A 16,904-nucleotide genomic window follows, 5' to 3' on the forward strand; every position below is an offset into this window, starting at 1 on the left:
AGCCCAACATCTTACATGAGAATTATTACCTACATATTATTCTTTTTATTCTCACTTAGCATTGTAGGCAAGTCAAATCTCATCGCATTCATAAAAAAAATTAAAACTCCTGTTGAGCTTGCTTCTACTGAAGTAGATGACGAAGCAAAAAGTCTCGACGACGAAGAAGGTAAAGAACGTTCTGAAAAAGAAGAATCTAAACAAAAAGATTCATACTATTTAAAAACTTCTTTTTATTACGGAATAGCTTTACAGTACAATTGCAATAAGCACACCTTAGATTTTTATGCACTTCTTTTCAAATCTCATTTTAAAGAAGTAGTAACACCGCCGCCTGAGTTGGTATAACCCTATTTCAATCATTTCATTCTTGCATGTAACGAACAAATCCCCGTGTTCGATTATACGTGTATTCTATTTACATTAAAATTTAAATTATGTTATCAACCAAAGAGTCTTTAAAAGACATCCAGGCGGGTGTCGTAGTATTCCTTGTTGCAGTACCACTATGCCTTGGAATTGCTTTAGCTCAAAATGCACCTCCGTTTTCAGGTATCATCAGCGGCATTATCGGAGGCAGCATCGTAATGCTGATCAGTGGCGCGAAATATAGTATCAGCGGACCAACCGCAGGCATGACAGCCATTATGATCAGTTCAATAAAAGAATTGGGAAATTTTGAAATGGTACTTACTGCGATCTGTATTGCAGGACTGTTTCAGATCTTGTTTGGAATACTTAAAGTAGGTATCATCGGCTACTACTTCCCTTCTTCTGTGATCAAAGGTATGTTGTCTGCAATCGGTATCATCCTGATCATAAAACAAATCCCTCACTTAATCGGATATGATGTTGACCCCGAAGGGAACATGTCCTTCTTTCAGGACGATGGCAAGAACAGCTTCTCTGAATTGATCCACATGGTCAATTATTTCACTCTCGGTCCAGCCATCATCAGCGCTATCTCTATTATTATCCTACTTTTCTGGAACAGTGATTATATAAAGCCCGGATCGCGACTATCATTTGTACCCAGCGCCTTAATTATTGTGGCTGCCGGCTTATTACTGAATAAATTATTTCAGCTTGTATTTCCTTCACTCTTAATTCATCAAAATCACCTTGTATCTATTCCTACAATCAAATCTGCAAATGATCTGCTTGGCAGTTTGATCTTCCCTGATCTAAGTGCACTGAATAACATCCGCACGTACTCCATCGGGTTTACTATTGCTATTGTTGTAAGTTTAGAATCCTTGCTAAGTATTGATGCTACGGATAAATTAAAAAAAGAAAGCACTCCTACTCCTACCAATAGAGAGTTGATCGCGCAGGGAGTTGGTAATCTTACTTGCGGACTGGTTGGCGGTGTACCAATCACGTCTGCAATTATCCGGAGTTCTGCCAACATCAACGCTGGCGCAACAAGTAAACTCTCTGGTTATATTCACGGAGCTCTTCTATTTGCCAGTATCTTATTGTTTCCGGATCTATTGACGAGCATTCCCAATGCATCGCTGGCCGTAATCTTATTATTTACGGGTTATAAATTAACACGGATCGGCTTATTCAAGTCTATGTATGCGATCGGACAAAAACAATTTGTACCATTCATTACGACCATTGCTGTCATGCTTTTAACAAATATGCTGATCGGTATTATATGTGGACTTGCTGCAGCGTTGCTTTATATCATCCGCGACTTGATGAAAATTCCGGTAAAGAAATCTTCTACTGAAATAGAAGGAACAACGCACACCCTCATCACATTTCCGGAGAATGTGTCATTCATAAACAAAGGTGCCTTGCTGAAAATGCTAAACACCGTACCATACAATTCATCGTTGATCCTTGATGGAGTAAATATTAAATCGATTGATTACGATGTATTGGAAACCATCATGATCTACAAACAGGAAGCCGTTAAAAACGGAATAAAAATTCAACTAATAAATATTCAGGAGATCGACCTTCACATAATCAGAAAATAATTATACCGCTATGAAAGATAGTTATCAAACATTATTAAATAACAATAAAAGATGGGCTTTAGGTAAACTCCAGGATGATGCGGATTACTTCAAGCGCATGAAAATCTCTCAAACACCTGAGTACTTATGGATCGGCTGTTCAGACAGCCGCGTTCCAGAAACAGAAGTAACAGGAACCAATCAGGGACAACTCTTTGTGCATAGAAACATTGCCAATATGGTTGTGCATACAGACTTAAATTTATTAAGTGTTGTTGAATATGCTGTTACAGTATTAAAAGTAAAACACATTATTGTGTGTGGCCACTACGGATGTGGAGGTGTTGCTGCTGCAATGAAAAATGATTCGTTTGGCTATGTCGACAATTGGCTTCGCAACATCAAAGAAGTATACAATAAAAATACGATAGAACTGCTTGCGATCGAAAATGAAGAAGAGCGTACCAACCGACTGGTTGAATTAAATGTAGTTGAACAAGTTCGCAATCTTGCTAAAACAAAACCTGTTCAACAAGCATGGCAGAACAGAGAACTCGATATTCATGGCTGGGTTTACGGGCTGGATACTGGTATCATAAAAGACTTACATTCGTTGTACGATGAATCGGAAGATCTGGAGCATATCTTCAGGTATAAATTTAAGGAGTAGTTGCTAGTTACGAGGTACTAGTTACTAGTATAAAGTACGGAGTACAGAGTACTAAGACGAGGAAATAAAAAAGGAAAGAGATATCTCTTTCCTTTTTTTGTACTTAGTAATCTGTACTCCGTACTTTATACTCCTTTTATCGTCTGGCAACTAGTAACTAGCGCCTCGTAACTACCTGTTCGGTTCCAACACGATAAATGGAATCAGCACTTCTTCCATTGAAATACCACCATGTTGGAAAGTATCTTTAAACATCTGAACAAACTTTTGATAGTTATTTGGGTACACAAAGAATAATTCATCGCCGGCAAACACGTAGGCATCTGACATGTTTGTCTTTGGTAAAAAGATCTTCTCAGGCTTTTTAATTTCCATCAAATAGTTTGAAGCGTCAAAACCCAAATTTTTTCCAACTTTATAGCGCATGTTTGTATTGGTTGTTTTGTCGCCAATGATCTTATGTGCCTTACTTACCCGAATGGTTCCGTGATCTGTTGTAATCACCAGCTTGATCTTTTTATGACTTAAGATCTGAATCAGTTCCTGTAAAGGCGAATGCTTAAACCAGCTTGCGGTGATAGATCTATAAGCTGATTCATCCGGAGCTAGTTCTTTCAACACTTCCATGTCCGAACGTGCATGCGAAAGCATATCGACAAAGTTATATACCACAACATTCAATGGATTGTCCAGAATGTTTTTAATACCATCGCATAACGCTTTTCCTTGATTCAGATTCGTAACCTTCTGATAAGAGAATTTTATATCCAATCCGTTTTTCTTAAGTTGATCGCGCAGCAATTCTTCTTCCATATTATTTTTACCCAGCTCTTCTTCATCGCCGTTGTAAAAACCCGGATGTTTCTTTTCAATTTCTGAAGGCATCATGCCTGCAAAAAAAGCATTACGTGCATACATGGTTGTTGTAGGCAGGATCGAATAATACAACTCTTCTGTTGCAGTCTTATACGATTCAGCAATCAAGGGTTCTAATACTTTCCATTGATCGTAGCGTAAATTATCGATCAATAACACAAATACTTTTTCCTGTTTTACGATTGGCAGAATCTTTTTTCTGAAAACAGTATGTGAGAATACCGGTTTATTTTCAGAGGATTCATTGATCCAATCTTCATAGTTATTTTTTACCGTTTTAAAGAACTGCTGATTGCCTTCTGATTTCTGAGACAATAGAATTTCTTTTAAGCCTGCATCTCCTACTGCATCGATCTCGATTTCCCAACGCACTATCTTCTTGTACAACTCAACCCATTCGGTGTAATCTAATTTATCGCTGATGCTCATACTGATCGCAGCAAACTCCTGTCTGTATGAAGACGTGGTCTTATCACTTACCAGTTCTTTATTCTGCAGCAGTTTTTTGATCGACATCAAGATCTGATTGGGGTTGATCGGCTTGATCAGATAATCCGCAATCTTTGAACCGATCGCTTCTTCCATGATGTGCTCCTCTTCGTTCTTCGTGATCATGACAATAGGAACCAATGGGCGTACTTCTTTTATCTTAACCAGTGTTTCTAATCCACTCAGACCAGGCATATTCTCATCTAAAAAAACAATATCGAACAGCTGCTTATTTGAAAGCTCCAATGCATCAAGTCCATTTGTCACAGTTGTTACTTCATATCCTTTGTTGTTTAAAAAAATAATGTGTGGTTTTAACAGATCAATTTCGTCATCTGCCCAAAGAATATGATATTTTTGCATGAGTGTGTTTTCTAAATGAATGATTCAATATACAAACGTTTGGTTTTAATATTCGGTATGTGGATAGAAAGTAAATTAAAGAGAAATTCTTTAATCCCGTAGGAATGAAATATCTGTAGCAAAATGTATATATGTATTAAAATCGTACGAGTCCCATCGGGACGATATACATAATCTTTATTAGTCGCTCCTCCCGGAGCTCCGCGCGTAATTTTAACTGACGGCTTACTTCTTACTACAGATATTTCATCCCTACGGGATTAATCCTTATTGTTACCTGTAGTTGTTGCCAAGTTCATATCTCTAAATAGAAACTTTTAATTCCTTTGAATCGTCAAAATAAAAGAAGTATTTTGAAGTATTAAATATCCATATGATCAATAAGAAGAAAGTAGTAAACGATCCTGTTTGGGGATTTATAAATATACCAACGGAATTGCTTTTTGAAGTAATACAACATCCTTACTTTCAACGGCTGAGAAGGATACGGCAGTTGGGTCTTACTGAAATGGTTTATCCCGGAGCCATTCATACTCGTTTTCATCATGCCTTAGGTGCCATGCACTTAATGACGGAAGCATTGAAATCGCTACAAAGTAAAGGGCATGCAATTTCTCCCGAAGAATTTGAAGGGGCGCAGCTTGCGATCCTGCTTCACGATATCGGACATGGACCATTGTCGCATGCATTAGAATATTCCTTGTTATCAAATATCAAACACGAAGAGCTTTCCAAATTCATTATGGAAAGTTTAAACAAAGAGTTTGATAATAAATTAAGTCTTGCAATCTCTATTTTTACCAATACCTATCATCGGACCTTTCTGCACCAGCTTGTTTCAAGTCAGCTAGACATGGACCGCATGGATTATTTAAGCAGAGACAGCTTTTTTACAGGAGTATCTGAAGGCACAATCGGTGCAGACCGTTTGATCAAAATGCTTGATCTGCATAATGACGAACTGATTGTTGAAGAAAAAGGCATTTATAGTATTGAGAATTTTTTAACGGCACGCAGGCTTATGTATTGGCAAGTTTATCTGCACAAAACAACAGTGAGTGCAGAGAATATGATCGTTTCGATCATCAAAAGAGCCAAGCATTTGATCCGTAAAAATGAGTTATCATTTAAACCGCCCTATTTATCAGTCTTTCTTGAAACTGAGATCTCTTTTGAACAACTGATTGAAAAAGATGAGCTCTTGTCTGCTTTTTTAAAATTGGATGATATCGACCTATGGTATGCGATCAAACAGTGGTCTGAAGAGAACGATTACATTTTGGTAACCATCTGTAATATGCTCTTAAACAGGAAGCTATTTTCTGTTCAGATACAGCCGGATTCTTTTTCACCGATTCAAAAAGAGCAGTATAAAAAACAACTGCTTGATTCTATGCCAATTTCAGAAGAAGACCTGGAATACTTTCTGCTTCTAGGAACAATAAGCAATGCGGCTTACCTTCCTGAAGATGCTCAAATTAAGGTAAAAATGAAGAATAAGGAGATTTTGGATGTAGCGTATGCTTCTGACTTACCCAACATTCAAGCTCTAAGCAAAATAGTAACTAAACATTATATTTGCTGTCCAAAAAATGTATATTTGTAAGGAATAACTGTACATAAAATAGATAAAAACAGCCAAATGGAGTTTACTTTAGAGGAAATAGCACACCTACTTGGAGGTGAAGTAAAGGGAGACGGTAAAGCTAAAGTCAATTCTATTGCGAAAATTGAAGAAGCAAATCCAGGAAGTATCTCATTTTTATCTAATCCCAAATACGAAAACTTTATATACTCTACACAGGCAAGCGCTGTGATTGTAAAGAAAGACTTTTTGCCTAAAACAGCTGTAACTACATCATTAATTCTAGTCGAAGACCCATATTCAAGCTTTACAACAATTTTAGAAGCGTATCAACAAGCGTTGCTTGCTTCTAAAAATGGCAAAGAAGAACCGAGTTTTATCGGAAACAAATCAACGATTGGTACCAACCATTATATTGGTGCATTCGCATACATTGGCAACAACTGCAAGATCGGAAATAATGTAAAAATCTATCCTCAGGTATACATTGGTGACAATGTTATAATTGGAGATAATACAACGCTTTATGCAGGTGTTAAAATATATACAAACTGTGAACTGGGACACCACGTTACCATACAGTCTGGTGCTGTTATAGGCAGTGATGGTTTTGGATTTGCTCCACAGGCAGATGGTACATACAAAACAATTCCGCAGATCGGGAACGTAATTATCGGCAACCACGTTGATGTAGGCGCAAACACAGTTATTGATTGTGCTACAATGGGCTCTACGATTATTTACGATGGCGTTAAAATCGACAACCTGATTCAGATTGCACATAACGTTAAAGTAGGTAAAAATACGGTTATAGCTGCTCAGGCAGGTATTTCAGGATCAACAACCATTGGCGAAAACTGCATCATTGCCGGACAGGTTGGCATTATCGGTCACATTAAAATTGCTAATAAAACTACCATTGCTGCGCAAGCAGGCATTGGTCGCACGATTTCAGAAGAAGGAACTACCTTATTAGGCTCTCCTGCCATTGAAAAACTGGATTTCCTAAAATCCTTCTCGATTTATAGAAAACTTCCCACATTACAGAGACGAATTGAGGAATTGGAAGAAAAAATACTAAATTTGTCCGTTATTAAGGAATTGTAATCACTTAGATGTATACGAAACAACACACTATTAAAGCGCCTGTTAAGGTATCAGGCGTAGGCTTACATACAGGCGCCCAAGTTAATCTTACTTTTGTCCCAGCTCCCATCAATCACGGAATTTTATTCAAGCGCGTTGATTTACCCGATCAACCTACAGTAGAATGCGATGTTGATAATGTAGTAGACGTATCAAGAGGAACATCCATAGAAAAAAACGGCGCGCGTATCAATACCGTTGAACACGCTTTAGCAGCTTTAGTAGGATTACAGATCGACAATATACTTATTGAATTGGATGGCCCTGAAATCCCAATCATGGATGGAAGTTCGCTGCCGTTTATTGAAGCTATCAGTGCTATTGGATTAGAAGAACAAAATGCATTAAGAAACTTTTTTGAAGTACCGCACGGTATCTTCTTCCACGATGCAGAAAAAAATATTGAATTAGCAGCATTGCCATTAGATGACTATCGCGTTACAGTGATGGTTGATTACAACTCCCCTGTACTTGGCAGTCAGCATGCTACATTGAACAGCATTACACAGTTTGAAAAAGAGATTGCTTCTTGCCGCACCTTCTGCTTCTTGCATGAATTGGAAATGCTGCACAAACAAAATCTTATTAAAGGCGGTGATTTGAATAATGCTATCGTAGTTGTAGACAGAGTTGTAAACGACGATGAATTAGAAAGCCTTGCAAAATTATTTGGTAAAGATAAAGTTGAAGTTAAAAAAGAAGGTATTCTTAATAACATCGACTTACGTTATAAAAACGAACCGGCAAGACATAAACTATTGGATGTTGTAGGTGACTTAGCATTAGTAGGCAGACCGATTAAAGCACAGATCATGGCGGCTCGCCCGGGTCATGCTTCAAACGTAGCCTTTGCTAAAAAAATCAAACGCGTAATGATGGACTCTCGTCAGAAAGCTCCGCATTATGATGTTACACAGCCTTCTGTATTGGATGTAAATCAGATCTACAAAATTCTTCCTCACAGATACCCATTCAAATTGGTTGATAAAATTGTACACCTTGACGAAAATATGATTATTGGTGTTAAGAATGTTACAATCAATGAGCCTTTCTTTGAAGGTCACTTCCCTGGAAATCCTGTAATGCCTGGTGTATTGCAAATAGAAGCAATGGCTCAGACGGGCGGTATCTTTGTATTGCAAACAGTACCGGATCCTGAAAATTACTGGACGTATTTCTTAAGTATTGAAAGCGCAAAATTCCGCCGTATGGTTGTTCCTGGCGACACATTAATTTTCAAATGTGAATTAACAGCACCTATAAAACGTGGAATAGCTAAAATGCAAGGCCAAGCTTATGTTGGTGGAAATTTAGTTTGTGAAGCAAGTTTAACAGCAAGCATTGTTAAAAAGAAATAAGCATGAATCAACCATTAGCATATATACATCCGGAAGCTAAGATTGCACAGAATGTTGTGATCGAACCTTTTACAACCATTCATAAGAATGTTGAAATTGGTGAGGGTACATGGATCGGTCCGAATGTAACCATCATGGAAGGTGCGCGCATTGGCAAAAATTGTAAAATTTTCCCTGGTGCTTCTATTTCAACCCTACCTCAGGATTTGAAATTCGAAGGTGAAGAAACACTTACTATTATTGGCGACAATACGGTAATCAGAGAATGTGTTACGATCAGCCGCGGAACAAAAGATAAATTCAAAACAGTAGTTGGCAGCAACTGTCTGTTAATGGCATACGTGCACATTGCACACGATTGTATCGTTGGTGACAACTGTATTCTTGCAAACGCAGTACAGGTTGCCGGTCACGCGATCATCGATGATTATGCAATCATCAGTGGTGCAAGTGCGATTCACCAGTTCTGTAAAATCGGAGCACACGTTATGGTATCAGGAGGTTCTCTTGTTCGTAAAGACGTTCCGCCATATACGAAAGCCGGTCGTGAGCCATTGAGCTACTGCGGTATCAACTCTGTAGGTTTAAGACGCCGTGGTTTTTCAAACGAAAAGATCAACGAAATTCAAGATATATATCGTGTAATTTATTTAAAAGGGTTTAACAACTCTCAGGCATTAAATCATCTTGAGGTAAACTTCTCTCCTTCTAAAGAATTAGATGAGATCATAAACTTCATGCGTAACTCTGACAGAGGTATCATGAAAGGTATCGGCGACTAGTGAAAATAGTTGCAAGCAATATCGGCAAACGATACAACAGAGATTGGATATTCAAGAATGTTTCTGTTTCTGTTGAAAGCTGCTCAACGCTTGCAATTACGGGTTCTAACGGATCTGGAAAGTCTACTTTACTACAAGTATTAAGTTCATTAACCGTACCAAGCATTGGTACGGTTTCTTTTTTTTCAGGTATGGAGAAAGCAGATGATACTGAAACATACAAACTGATCTCTTACGTTTCCCCATATCAGGAGATCATAGAAGAAATGACTCTTGCGGAGATGCTGCAATTTCATCAGTCTTTCAAACAACTTTCCATAAAAGACAGTAAACCTTTTGCAGAATACTGCGGCATCAACAAAGGGCAGAATAAAGAGATACGCCATTTTTCTTCGGGCATGAAGCAGCGTGTAAAGCTTGGACTGGCGTTGTTATCGGACACTCCTCTCCTTTTCTTAGATGAACCAACCAGCAATCTGGATGAGCAAGGAAGCAAGTGGTATTTAAGTGAAATCAACAAGTTGATCGGAAAGAAAACGATTGTTGTAGCGTCGAATATACCGGAGGAGTATGCGTTTGCTGGACAGATACTGAAAATTTCTGATTATCAATCAGCGTAATTTTCAAATTCCAAATAACAAAAAACTATAACCTGTCCCGCTTTTGGGTGGGATTCCAAACGGCTGCAAAAAGCTCAACTAGCAGATTTCTCTGCGGGAGTAATCAAGACATTTCAACTTTGAGGGTACAGGGCTGTCGGCCGTTGGCACAACAGCGGGTTGATTAGTGATTAGGTAAGAAATGTGATTGTCAATAGCGTTGAATAGTATTGCTATACATACTTCATACTTGCTTCATACATATCTCATACTTATGACTGACTTATACCATACTATGTTCATGCATCCCTGATAGTATGTTCATACTATGTTCATACTATCCTCATACTACATTCATACTTAACGCATACTATCGGCATACTTCCTTCATACTTAACTCATACTTAACTCATACTTCAGAGTACCTAATTCATAATTCAATCACAATTTTTCCAATAGTCTTTCCGCTCTCTAACATAGCATGTGCCTGTTTGATATTTTCTACGGTGAAGCCTTTTAATACTTGCTTTAAGGTAGTTTTAATTTCTTTTTGATCGATCAGCTCTGCGATCTTTGTTAGAATTACATGCTGTTCAATCATATCTTCCGTATTGAACATGGAGCGTGTATACATCAGCTCCCATGAAAAGCTTACGCTTTTATTCTTCAACTTATTTAATGCAACGGGAGTTGCAGAGCCTGTGATCGATGCGATATGTCCCTGAGGCTTTATAAGCTCTGCCATTGCATCCCAATAGGCATTCACATCCACGAAGTCCAGAATAAAATCAACCTGCTTAAACCCGATCTTTACCAGTTCATTTACAAGATCCTTGTGATCCACTACATGATCTGCACCAAGATCTTTACACCATTGTATGGTTTCAGGTCTGGAAGCAGTGGCAATCACATGTAATCCGGCTACTTTTTTCGCCAATTGTATAGCTATGGAACCTACACCACCTGCACCGCCAATGATGAGTATGCTTTTACCTTTATCTCTTTCACCTATACGGATACGGTCAAATACTATTTCCCAGGCCGTTAAAGCCGTTAAAGGCAAAGCTGCAGCTTCAGCAGTAGTAATGCTTTTAGGAGCTAGGCCAACAATACGTTCATCGATCAATTGATATTCGGCATTTGAACCCGGCTTTGTAAGATCCCCTGCATAAAATACTTTATCTCCTTTTTTGAATAGCGTCACTGCACTTCCAATTTCTTCGACAATACCAACAGCATCCCAACCAATCACCTTAGGAGTGGTTAGCTCTATTTCTTTTGCACTGTTTTGTCGTACTTTAAAATCAACCGGATTGACCGATATCGCTTCGATCTTCACCAATAGATTTCTTTCTGTTGCTACAGGTTTTTCAATTTCAAATAAGATAAAGCTATCCGCTTCTGTTATTGGTAATGAGCGTTTAAATCCAATTGCTTTCATGGGTATTTTATAAAAATTTATAATTTATCATTCATAATTAGTTGAACCCATTCCTTGTACATCTTAGCAGAAGGATGCAAACCGTCTCCGGCAACAAGATCCGGCTCGCTCAAACCTCTTCTGGATATCGGAGTAATATTGCAATACCTCAAGCCTAAGGAGTCTGACAAGTGTTTATTAGCCGCATTAAATAAATCAATTTGTTGTGATATTGCCATTTGATTACTTTTACCAAAAGGAGTGTAACCATAATCCGGAATGGACACAACAAAAACATTTTCCTTTTTACCTCCGGCAAATTGTATAGCACGTTCTGCAAGCTCTACAAATTCTTCTTTATATTCTTCAATGCTTTTGCTTTGATATTGATTATTTACTCCGATCAAAAGAGAAACCAGATTGAATGTATCTTTTAAACCGGAAACCTCAATCGCCCTCTTTAAACTTGTGGTTGTCCAGCCCGTTTGGGCAATAATTTTATATGATGAAACCGCCTTCCCGTTTGATTTTAATGTATCAACTAATTGTCTCGGGAAATTCTGATCCGCCGGAACGCTTTCTCCGATGGTGTAGGAATCACCTAATGCTAAATAGCGAATCGGTTCAACAGGTTTGATTTCACTGCTTTCATCTTTCATTTTGCAAGATAAGGATAGTAGCAACAGAATTACAATATGTATCGTTTTTAAAATCATAAATCTAATGTATTTTTAGGCTCAGTTATTTCACTTTTAAGATGAACTTCAAACGAATTGTATTTTTTATTTCTTTCGCTGTTTTGGTATGCTGTATTCATACAAAAGCTTATGCGCAATTACATCTTTTAAAAGATAACAAAACCTGTTTATATGGATATACGAATGAAGCAGGAGAATGGATTGTGCCGGCACAATATGTATATGCGGAAGAATTCTCTGATAAAAACTATGCAGTCGTAGGAAACGGAGACAAAACTGGATTACTGGATACAACTGGCACATTTATCCTACCATTGATCTATGATCAGATTGTAGTTTATTATCGTGAAAATTATTATCTATTAAAAAATGACAGCACCTATTCAATATTTGATGTTACAGATAAAAAAGTTCATTACAAGAATTTCCTGTACCCTATTACACAATATAAAAACAGTTATGTTATTTTTCAAAAAGGAGCGTATTACGGATTAGCCTTCAATGAAAAAATTGTATTTGACAATGTATACCACATTAATAATAACGTATACACCCAGGTAGCAATCGTTCATCATGGGCCTTATAACAATGATTCTCTGCGCTTATACGATTTACAAAAAAATGCATTTATAAGCGAAGATTTCTATAACTGGATATCTCTGGAAGGCGAAAATCATTATTTAGTAAGAAAGCATGATCGCTATGGCATGATCGATAAAACCGGAAAAATTGCCATTCCTTTTTCATATTCTGCACTGTATTCAAATTCATACAGTCATCCTATTCTTGTTATGCGTAATGTGAATAATAAAGGATACGATGTATATAGTCTCACTGGTAAAAAGTTAAACCGCAAACCATACCCGTATATAGATACAGTGCTTGTTGAAAAGAATCTATATATCATTTCTAAAAATAAAAAATTTGGAATATTAAAAGCAGATGGAACATTAGGATTACCATGCATCTATGACAGTATTACACATTTAGAATGGAATAATATATATTTACTATATCAAGACAAAGGCATTCATGTATCAAGCAATGAAGGGGTAATTCTTAATAAAAAACAATATAAAAACATTTGTTTTCCCTCGAGTTTATTTAAACCCGATGAAGAGACCCCACATTCCGCCTATTACGAAGAGCAACTCCCCCTTATTGTAAACATCTGGAATGACAGCTCAGTTAGTATTATAATTATAGATTCTTTAAAGGAGCATACAACGGGTGATGGGTATGAAATGGAAACAGATATACGGCTGTATGCAAATGAGAAATACGGATTTCTTTCAACAAGTCTCAACTATATTCTTCCTCCTGCTTACGATATGATCTTCCCATTTGAAACGGATCAATACAGTACATCTATTCTGAATGAGGAGCGTTTTGGTATTATGTCTCGAAACGGAGAAGTGGTCATTGAACCGGAATATCTTTTTATTGAACAGAATCCATTTTCAGATTCTTCTTTCATTTTCATGTCTGAAGAAAATTTATTCGGAATAAAAAACAGTGAAGGTGATATACTTATACAGCCAGTATATACTGCACTTAGCGGGTACGACCCTGAACATGATTATTGCTGGGCACAGCACATCGATAGTACCGAGCTACGATTGATTGATCGTAACGAAGAATTAAAAAGTCTGTATGATTTTGCATATCCGGTTTCACTATCCTTAGAAAAAAACACCATTGTGCGTGTTCGGGTATCCGATGTGATTGAAGAAGTTTATAAAACAGGTGTACTCGACTGTAGCACCTTACTACCTGTAATACCTTTTGTGTATGAAAAGATCGCCGCACTTAACGACAGTATGTATTTATGTATGATGGAAGAAAATTATACAAATTCAACGCATTTGGATTTATACATACATGATATGCGCATTGATTCTGTTACCGGAATCAGTATACTTCCAGAAAATATCATTGCAATTGAACGCAATTACAATTGGGGATATTTCAGAGATGGTGCATGGCTGATTCGTCCGACTAAAAAACCATTAGGTTATATATTAGATGAGCGATCAGTTATTCAGATGCAGTCCCAGACTTTCGCAGGCTTATCCTACGAAGATTTTGTAGACTATGAGATCACAATTGAATTTTACACTACAGCTACATCTAATCCATTAAGCCATTCACTCAACAATGAGATCTTGTGGTGGTATTGCAATGATCAGAAGCTTTCATTCAACAATATATATATGTATGAAGACACAGAAAATATTCCTGTGTTATATACAAATGATTATGTAACTAATGTAATAGAGTCTAAAGACGATGAATATGAAGAATATTACTACGGAAACTCAAACATTAATACAAGTACAAGTGAAATTATTTACGCTGTAATACATTCTGCTTCCTTCGCAGAAATCAGATTTAGAAGAGAGTATTGGAACAGATATGCTTCCGAGATTATACACGATAATAAACAATATACGATCACTAATACAAATCAGTTAAAACAGCTTTCTCTGGCAGACATAACCAATCATCCACAATATAAAGCTTTACTAAGTGCGTTAATTAATATACATCTGGATTCATTGGAAGATATTCAATTGCCCTGCACAGACAGAGATAATATTATTGAATTGACTAAAGGATATCAATTTGAGAAAGAAGGCCTTCGTTTTTATTTTAAGGATGAGCGGTATGAGTATAATAATTTTGAAGAGCAAGAAATAGAGGCACTAATTCCATATTCTGAATTGATGATTTATTTCAAAAAATCTGTTTATATTTCATTACTTTACCGTAACTCTATAAAGTAATGAATTCAAAAAACCTTACAAAATTTTTCGTCTTTATATTAACCATATTCATTGCTGAAATTGTATCTACCGTAGCAAAGAATTACTTAAACATTCACACAGGTTACAGAGATCCCTACAAATTAACAGCTATTCAAATGGGTATTATTGTAGTGATTTATTATCCGATCTTTACATTGCTTAGCGGCCTATCAGAATTCATTTCAAAAAACTTTTTCAAGAAAACAAAAAGTGCAATCACCGGTGGTATCCCGGGATTGATTATCGCGTTTTTAATCGGGCTTGTAATCTGCTATGGTATCTTTTTAAAATTATGGCACCACATAAATATTGTAGAGGTGTTGTGGAGGAAACTTTGATTATGTTTTTACTTTACTGGTTTGTCATATTATTCGTTTTCTTTGGACTAAGATATCTTATTCTAAAAAATCAGTGGTGCGCTGCAAATAAGGTTTCAAAGATACTTTTAATCATCCATCTTGTACCGCTGGTATTACTACTTATTTCCATAGTGCTTTATTTTTATGGCCTTTCCTTCAGAGGGTATGATTCCACTTCGATTATTTTTATTTGTACAGTTGGAACGGGCATTCCATTTTATTTATTACGAAAAAAGGAATTCCTTAAGCCGGCATTAAATTACATACTTATTGGAATCTGCGCCTTTTCAGTACCGTCATTTGCAGCTTACACGTATCACACATTAACTACCTTCAAAGACGACATTTATTACGAAGATGATACATGCCGACTTCAACAAACATTTAATGGGATTATGGCACCAAAAACATTTCCATCTTTATTTGTTAAAAAAGGAATGATCGAAAAAAGATATCAACCTGATGAAGGTGAAGAACCGATAAACAATGATCAATCCATTCAATCCATTAAAATTATTAAAAACCATCCGGATTCCATCGAAATAATTGTTCAACATCCGGATATGTATGACAGGTCTAAAACTTCGTTGTATAGCATTCGAATGAAAGAATAGACCAGATTAAAATATTTGTTCACGAGTAGGCACAAGCGAATGCTTGCGCCAGCGCATTAACTAGGCAATTTTTCTTTAATAAGTCCATATACAAACGTGCCTGCTATTGCTGAAACAATCGCAACCAGCATTACCTCTACCCCATTCCCTACAAGAGCGAACAACGGTCCGGGACATGCGCCTGTCAATGCCCAGCCTAAGCCAAAGATAATTCCTCCAGGCAATAGACCTTTGTGATATTCTTTGCTGATCAAACGGATATCTTCTCCGCCAAAACTTTTCAAATTAAATTTCTTAATAAGAAAAACAGAGATAGCTCCGATAACAACAGCAGAACCTATAATACCAAACATGTGTATGCTTTGAAAGTGAAACATCTCCTGAATACGGAACCAGGAGATTACTTCTGCTTTGGTCAATACAATGCCAAAGTAGATACCGATGAGAAAGAATTTTATATACTTCATAGTTAGTTGCGAGTTGATTGTTTCTAGTTATCAGCTGGCGTAAGCATTTGCTTGTGCCTTTCAAATAATATAAAGCACAAGCAAATGCTTGCGCCAGCGTTCTCTATTTCACATTGCTAGTACGTAAGGCAGGATCAGATACGTCATGAACAGTCCGCCGATGAAGAAGCCTACTACGGCGATCAATGAATTAACGCTTAGTAATGACAAGCCCATGATCGCGTGACCGGATGTACAGCCATTTGCATAACGAGTACCGAAGCCTACTAAGAAACCACCAATGATAATCATGATGAACCCTCTCAGTGTAAATAATCCTTCCCACGAGAAAATATCTGCCGGTGCCAATCCATCAAACTGATGAACGCCTTGCTGATTTAAGATCGCATAGGTATCGTCTCCCACACCAACGGTAGGATTCAAATAGGTATGTGCAACCCATGCACCCGCAACCGTACCAAGGATCAATACCAGATTCCAGATCTCTTTTTTCCAATCGTAATCAAAGAACTTAATAGACTTGGGAGCAAACATTGCACAGATGTGCCTGAAGTTTGAAGACACTCCAAATTGTTTGTTTGTTATAAATAATAACAAGGGCACCATCAGTCCTAGTAAAGGACCCGAAATATACCAGGGCCAGGGTTGAGTTATAAATTCCATAATGATGTAATATGTTTTAAGAAAGCCACTTTAAGAAC

16 protein-coding genes are annotated in these 16,904 nt (G+C 37.2%); 11 read left to right on the top strand and 5 right to left on the bottom strand.

The window, feature by feature from the left end; genetic code table 11:
- Positions 1 to 15: 15 nt before the first annotated feature.
- From A3EE_RS0107685 to A3EE_RS0107695, 3 genes are all read left to right on the top strand, one after another.
- Positions 16 to 348 (top strand): hypothetical protein, encoded by a 333-nt coding sequence (locus A3EE_RS0107685; RefSeq protein WP_018342864.1) that lies wholly within the window; start codon positions 16 to 18, stop codon positions 346 to 348.
- An 89-nt stretch (positions 349 to 437) separates the two neighbouring features.
- Positions 438 to 1,991, top strand: a complete 1,554-nt coding sequence (locus tag A3EE_RS0107690) for a SulP family inorganic anion transporter (RefSeq protein WP_018342865.1) — start codon at positions 438 to 440, stop codon at positions 1,989 to 1,991.
- Positions 1,992 to 2,001: 10 nt separating this feature from the next.
- The gene (locus A3EE_RS0107695) at positions 2,002 to 2,640 is read left to right on the top strand and encodes a carbonic anhydrase (protein ID WP_018342866.1); all 639 of its coding nucleotides are present in this window, start codon (positions 2,002 to 2,004) and stop codon (positions 2,638 to 2,640) included.
- Positions 2,641 to 2,811: 171 nt separating this feature from the next.
- On the opposite strand, the gene porX is transcribed toward A3EE_RS0107695, so the two are convergent.
- On the bottom strand, positions 2,812 to 4,368 hold the full coding sequence (porX, locus tag A3EE_RS0107700; protein WP_018342867.1) for a T9SS response regulator signal transducer PorX: 1,557 nt from the start codon (positions 4,366 to 4,368) through the stop codon (positions 2,812 to 2,814).
- Between the two features lie 373 nt (positions 4,369 to 4,741).
- Between porX and A3EE_RS0107705 the strand changes: the two genes are divergently transcribed.
- Genes A3EE_RS0107705 through A3EE_RS0107725 form a run of 5 tightly spaced genes read left to right on the top strand, consistent with a single transcriptional unit; the run spans position 4,742 to position 9,859 of the window.
- Complete coding sequence (locus tag A3EE_RS0107705) at positions 4,742 to 5,974, top strand: HD domain-containing protein (RefSeq protein ID WP_018342868.1); 1,233 nt, start codon at positions 4,742 to 4,744, stop codon at positions 5,972 to 5,974.
- A gap of 36 nt (positions 5,975 to 6,010) precedes the next feature.
- On the top strand, positions 6,011 to 7,060 hold the full coding sequence (gene lpxD, locus A3EE_RS0107710) for a UDP-3-O-(3-hydroxymyristoyl)glucosamine N-acyltransferase (RefSeq protein ID WP_018342869.1): 1,050 nt from the start codon (positions 6,011 to 6,013) through the stop codon (positions 7,058 to 7,060).
- A gap of 8 nt (positions 7,061 to 7,068) precedes the next feature.
- Entirely contained in the window at positions 7,069 to 8,457 is a 1,389-nt protein-coding gene (locus tag A3EE_RS0107715) for a bifunctional UDP-3-O-[3-hydroxymyristoyl] N-acetylglucosamine deacetylase/3-hydroxyacyl-ACP dehydratase (RefSeq protein WP_018342870.1), read from the top strand.
- A gap of 2 nt (positions 8,458 to 8,459) precedes the next feature.
- On the top strand, positions 8,460 to 9,239 hold the full coding sequence (gene lpxA, locus A3EE_RS0107720; protein ID WP_018342871.1) for an acyl-ACP--UDP-N-acetylglucosamine O-acyltransferase: 780 nt from the start codon (positions 8,460 to 8,462) through the stop codon (positions 9,237 to 9,239).
- On the top strand, positions 9,239 to 9,859 hold the full coding sequence (locus A3EE_RS0107725) for an ABC transporter ATP-binding protein (RefSeq protein WP_018342872.1): 621 nt from the start codon (positions 9,239 to 9,241) through the stop codon (positions 9,857 to 9,859). Before lpxA ends, A3EE_RS0107725 begins: the two co-directional genes overlap by 1 nt.
- Positions 9,860 to 10,268: 409 nt before the next feature.
- On the opposite strand, the gene A3EE_RS0107730 is transcribed toward A3EE_RS0107725, so the two are convergent.
- Both A3EE_RS0107730 and A3EE_RS0107735 read right to left on the bottom strand, forming a co-directional pair.
- Positions 10,269 to 11,279 (bottom strand): zinc-binding alcohol dehydrogenase family protein, encoded by a 1,011-nt coding sequence (locus tag A3EE_RS0107730; protein WP_018342873.1) that lies wholly within the window; start codon positions 11,277 to 11,279, stop codon positions 10,269 to 10,271.
- Between the two features lie 17 nt (positions 11,280 to 11,296).
- Complete coding sequence (locus A3EE_RS0107735; protein WP_018342874.1) at positions 11,297 to 11,917, bottom strand: SGNH/GDSL hydrolase family protein; 621 nt, start codon at positions 11,915 to 11,917, stop codon at positions 11,297 to 11,299.
- A gap of 98 nt (positions 11,918 to 12,015) precedes the next feature.
- On the opposite strand from A3EE_RS0107735, the gene A3EE_RS0107740 reads away from it, so the two are divergent.
- The 3 genes from A3EE_RS0107740 (at position 12,016) to A3EE_RS0107750 (ending at position 15,736) form a co-directional block, all read left to right on the top strand.
- Positions 12,016 to 14,742, top strand: coding sequence for a WG repeat-containing protein (locus tag A3EE_RS0107740; protein ID WP_018342875.1), 2,727 nt, complete (start codon positions 12,016 to 12,018; stop codon positions 14,740 to 14,742).
- Positions 14,742 to 15,101, top strand: a complete 360-nt coding sequence (locus tag A3EE_RS0107745; RefSeq protein WP_018342876.1) for a hypothetical protein — start codon at positions 14,742 to 14,744, stop codon at positions 15,099 to 15,101. Before A3EE_RS0107740 ends, A3EE_RS0107745 begins: the two co-directional genes overlap by 1 nt.
- A 152-nt stretch (positions 15,102 to 15,253) precedes the next feature.
- Positions 15,254 to 15,736 (top strand): hypothetical protein, encoded by a 483-nt coding sequence (locus A3EE_RS0107750; RefSeq protein ID WP_157446936.1) that lies wholly within the window; start codon positions 15,254 to 15,256, stop codon positions 15,734 to 15,736.
- Between the two features lie 56 nt (positions 15,737 to 15,792).
- Here A3EE_RS0107750 and A3EE_RS0107755 read toward each other — a convergent pair whose 3' ends face one another.
- On the bottom strand, positions 15,793 to 16,203 hold the full coding sequence (locus A3EE_RS0107755; RefSeq protein WP_018342878.1) for a DUF6691 family protein: 411 nt from the start codon (positions 16,201 to 16,203) through the stop codon (positions 15,793 to 15,795).
- Between the two features lie 108 nt (positions 16,204 to 16,311).
- Positions 16,312 to 16,866, bottom strand: a complete 555-nt coding sequence (locus A3EE_RS0107760) for a YeeE/YedE family protein (RefSeq protein WP_018342879.1) — start codon at positions 16,864 to 16,866, stop codon at positions 16,312 to 16,314.
- Positions 16,867 to 16,904 lie beyond the last annotated feature (38 nt).

The sequence above is a fragment of the Cytophaga aurantiaca DSM 3654 genome (assembly GCF_000379725.1).
Taxonomy (GTDB): Bacteria; Bacteroidota; Bacteroidia; order Cytophagales; family Cytophagaceae; genus Cytophaga; species Cytophaga aurantiaca.

Bases quoted from the DNA above. Each gene is read 5' to 3' on its own strand.
- A3EE_RS0107685 (WP_018342864.1), top strand. From the start codon at position 16: ATGAGAATTATTACCTACATATTATTCTTTTTATTCTCACTTAGCATT.
- A3EE_RS0107690 (WP_018342865.1), top strand. From the start codon at position 438: ATGTTATCAACCAAAGAGTCTTTAAAAGACATCCAGGCGGGTGTCGTA.
- A3EE_RS0107695 (WP_018342866.1), top strand. From the start codon at position 2,002: ATGAAAGATAGTTATCAAACATTATTAAATAACAATAAAAGATGGGCT.
- porX (WP_018342867.1), bottom strand. From the start codon at position 4,368: ATGCAAAAATATCATATTCTTTGGGCAGATGACGAAATTGATCTGTTA.
- A3EE_RS0107705 (WP_018342868.1), top strand. From the start codon at position 4,742: ATGATCAATAAGAAGAAAGTAGTAAACGATCCTGTTTGGGGATTTATA.
- lpxD (WP_018342869.1), top strand. From the start codon at position 6,011: ATGGAGTTTACTTTAGAGGAAATAGCACACCTACTTGGAGGTGAAGTA.
- A3EE_RS0107715 (WP_018342870.1), top strand. From the start codon at position 7,069: ATGTATACGAAACAACACACTATTAAAGCGCCTGTTAAGGTATCAGGC.
- lpxA (WP_018342871.1), top strand. From the start codon at position 8,460: ATGAATCAACCATTAGCATATATACATCCGGAAGCTAAGATTGCACAG.
- A3EE_RS0107730 (WP_018342873.1), bottom strand. From the start codon at position 11,279: ATGAAAGCAATTGGATTTAAACGCTCATTACCAATAACAGAAGCGGAT.
- A3EE_RS0107735 (WP_018342874.1), bottom strand. From the start codon at position 11,917: ATGAAAGATGAAAGCAGTGAAATCAAACCTGTTGAACCGATTCGCTAT.
- A3EE_RS0107740 (WP_018342875.1), top strand. From the start codon at position 12,016: ATGAACTTCAAACGAATTGTATTTTTTATTTCTTTCGCTGTTTTGGTA.
- A3EE_RS0107745 (WP_018342876.1), top strand. From the start codon at position 14,742: ATGAATTCAAAAAACCTTACAAAATTTTTCGTCTTTATATTAACCATA.
- A3EE_RS0107755 (WP_018342878.1), bottom strand. From the start codon at position 16,203: ATGAAGTATATAAAATTCTTTCTCATCGGTATCTACTTTGGCATTGTA.
- A3EE_RS0107760 (WP_018342879.1), bottom strand. From the start codon at position 16,866: ATGGAATTTATAACTCAACCCTGGCCCTGGTATATTTCGGGTCCTTTA.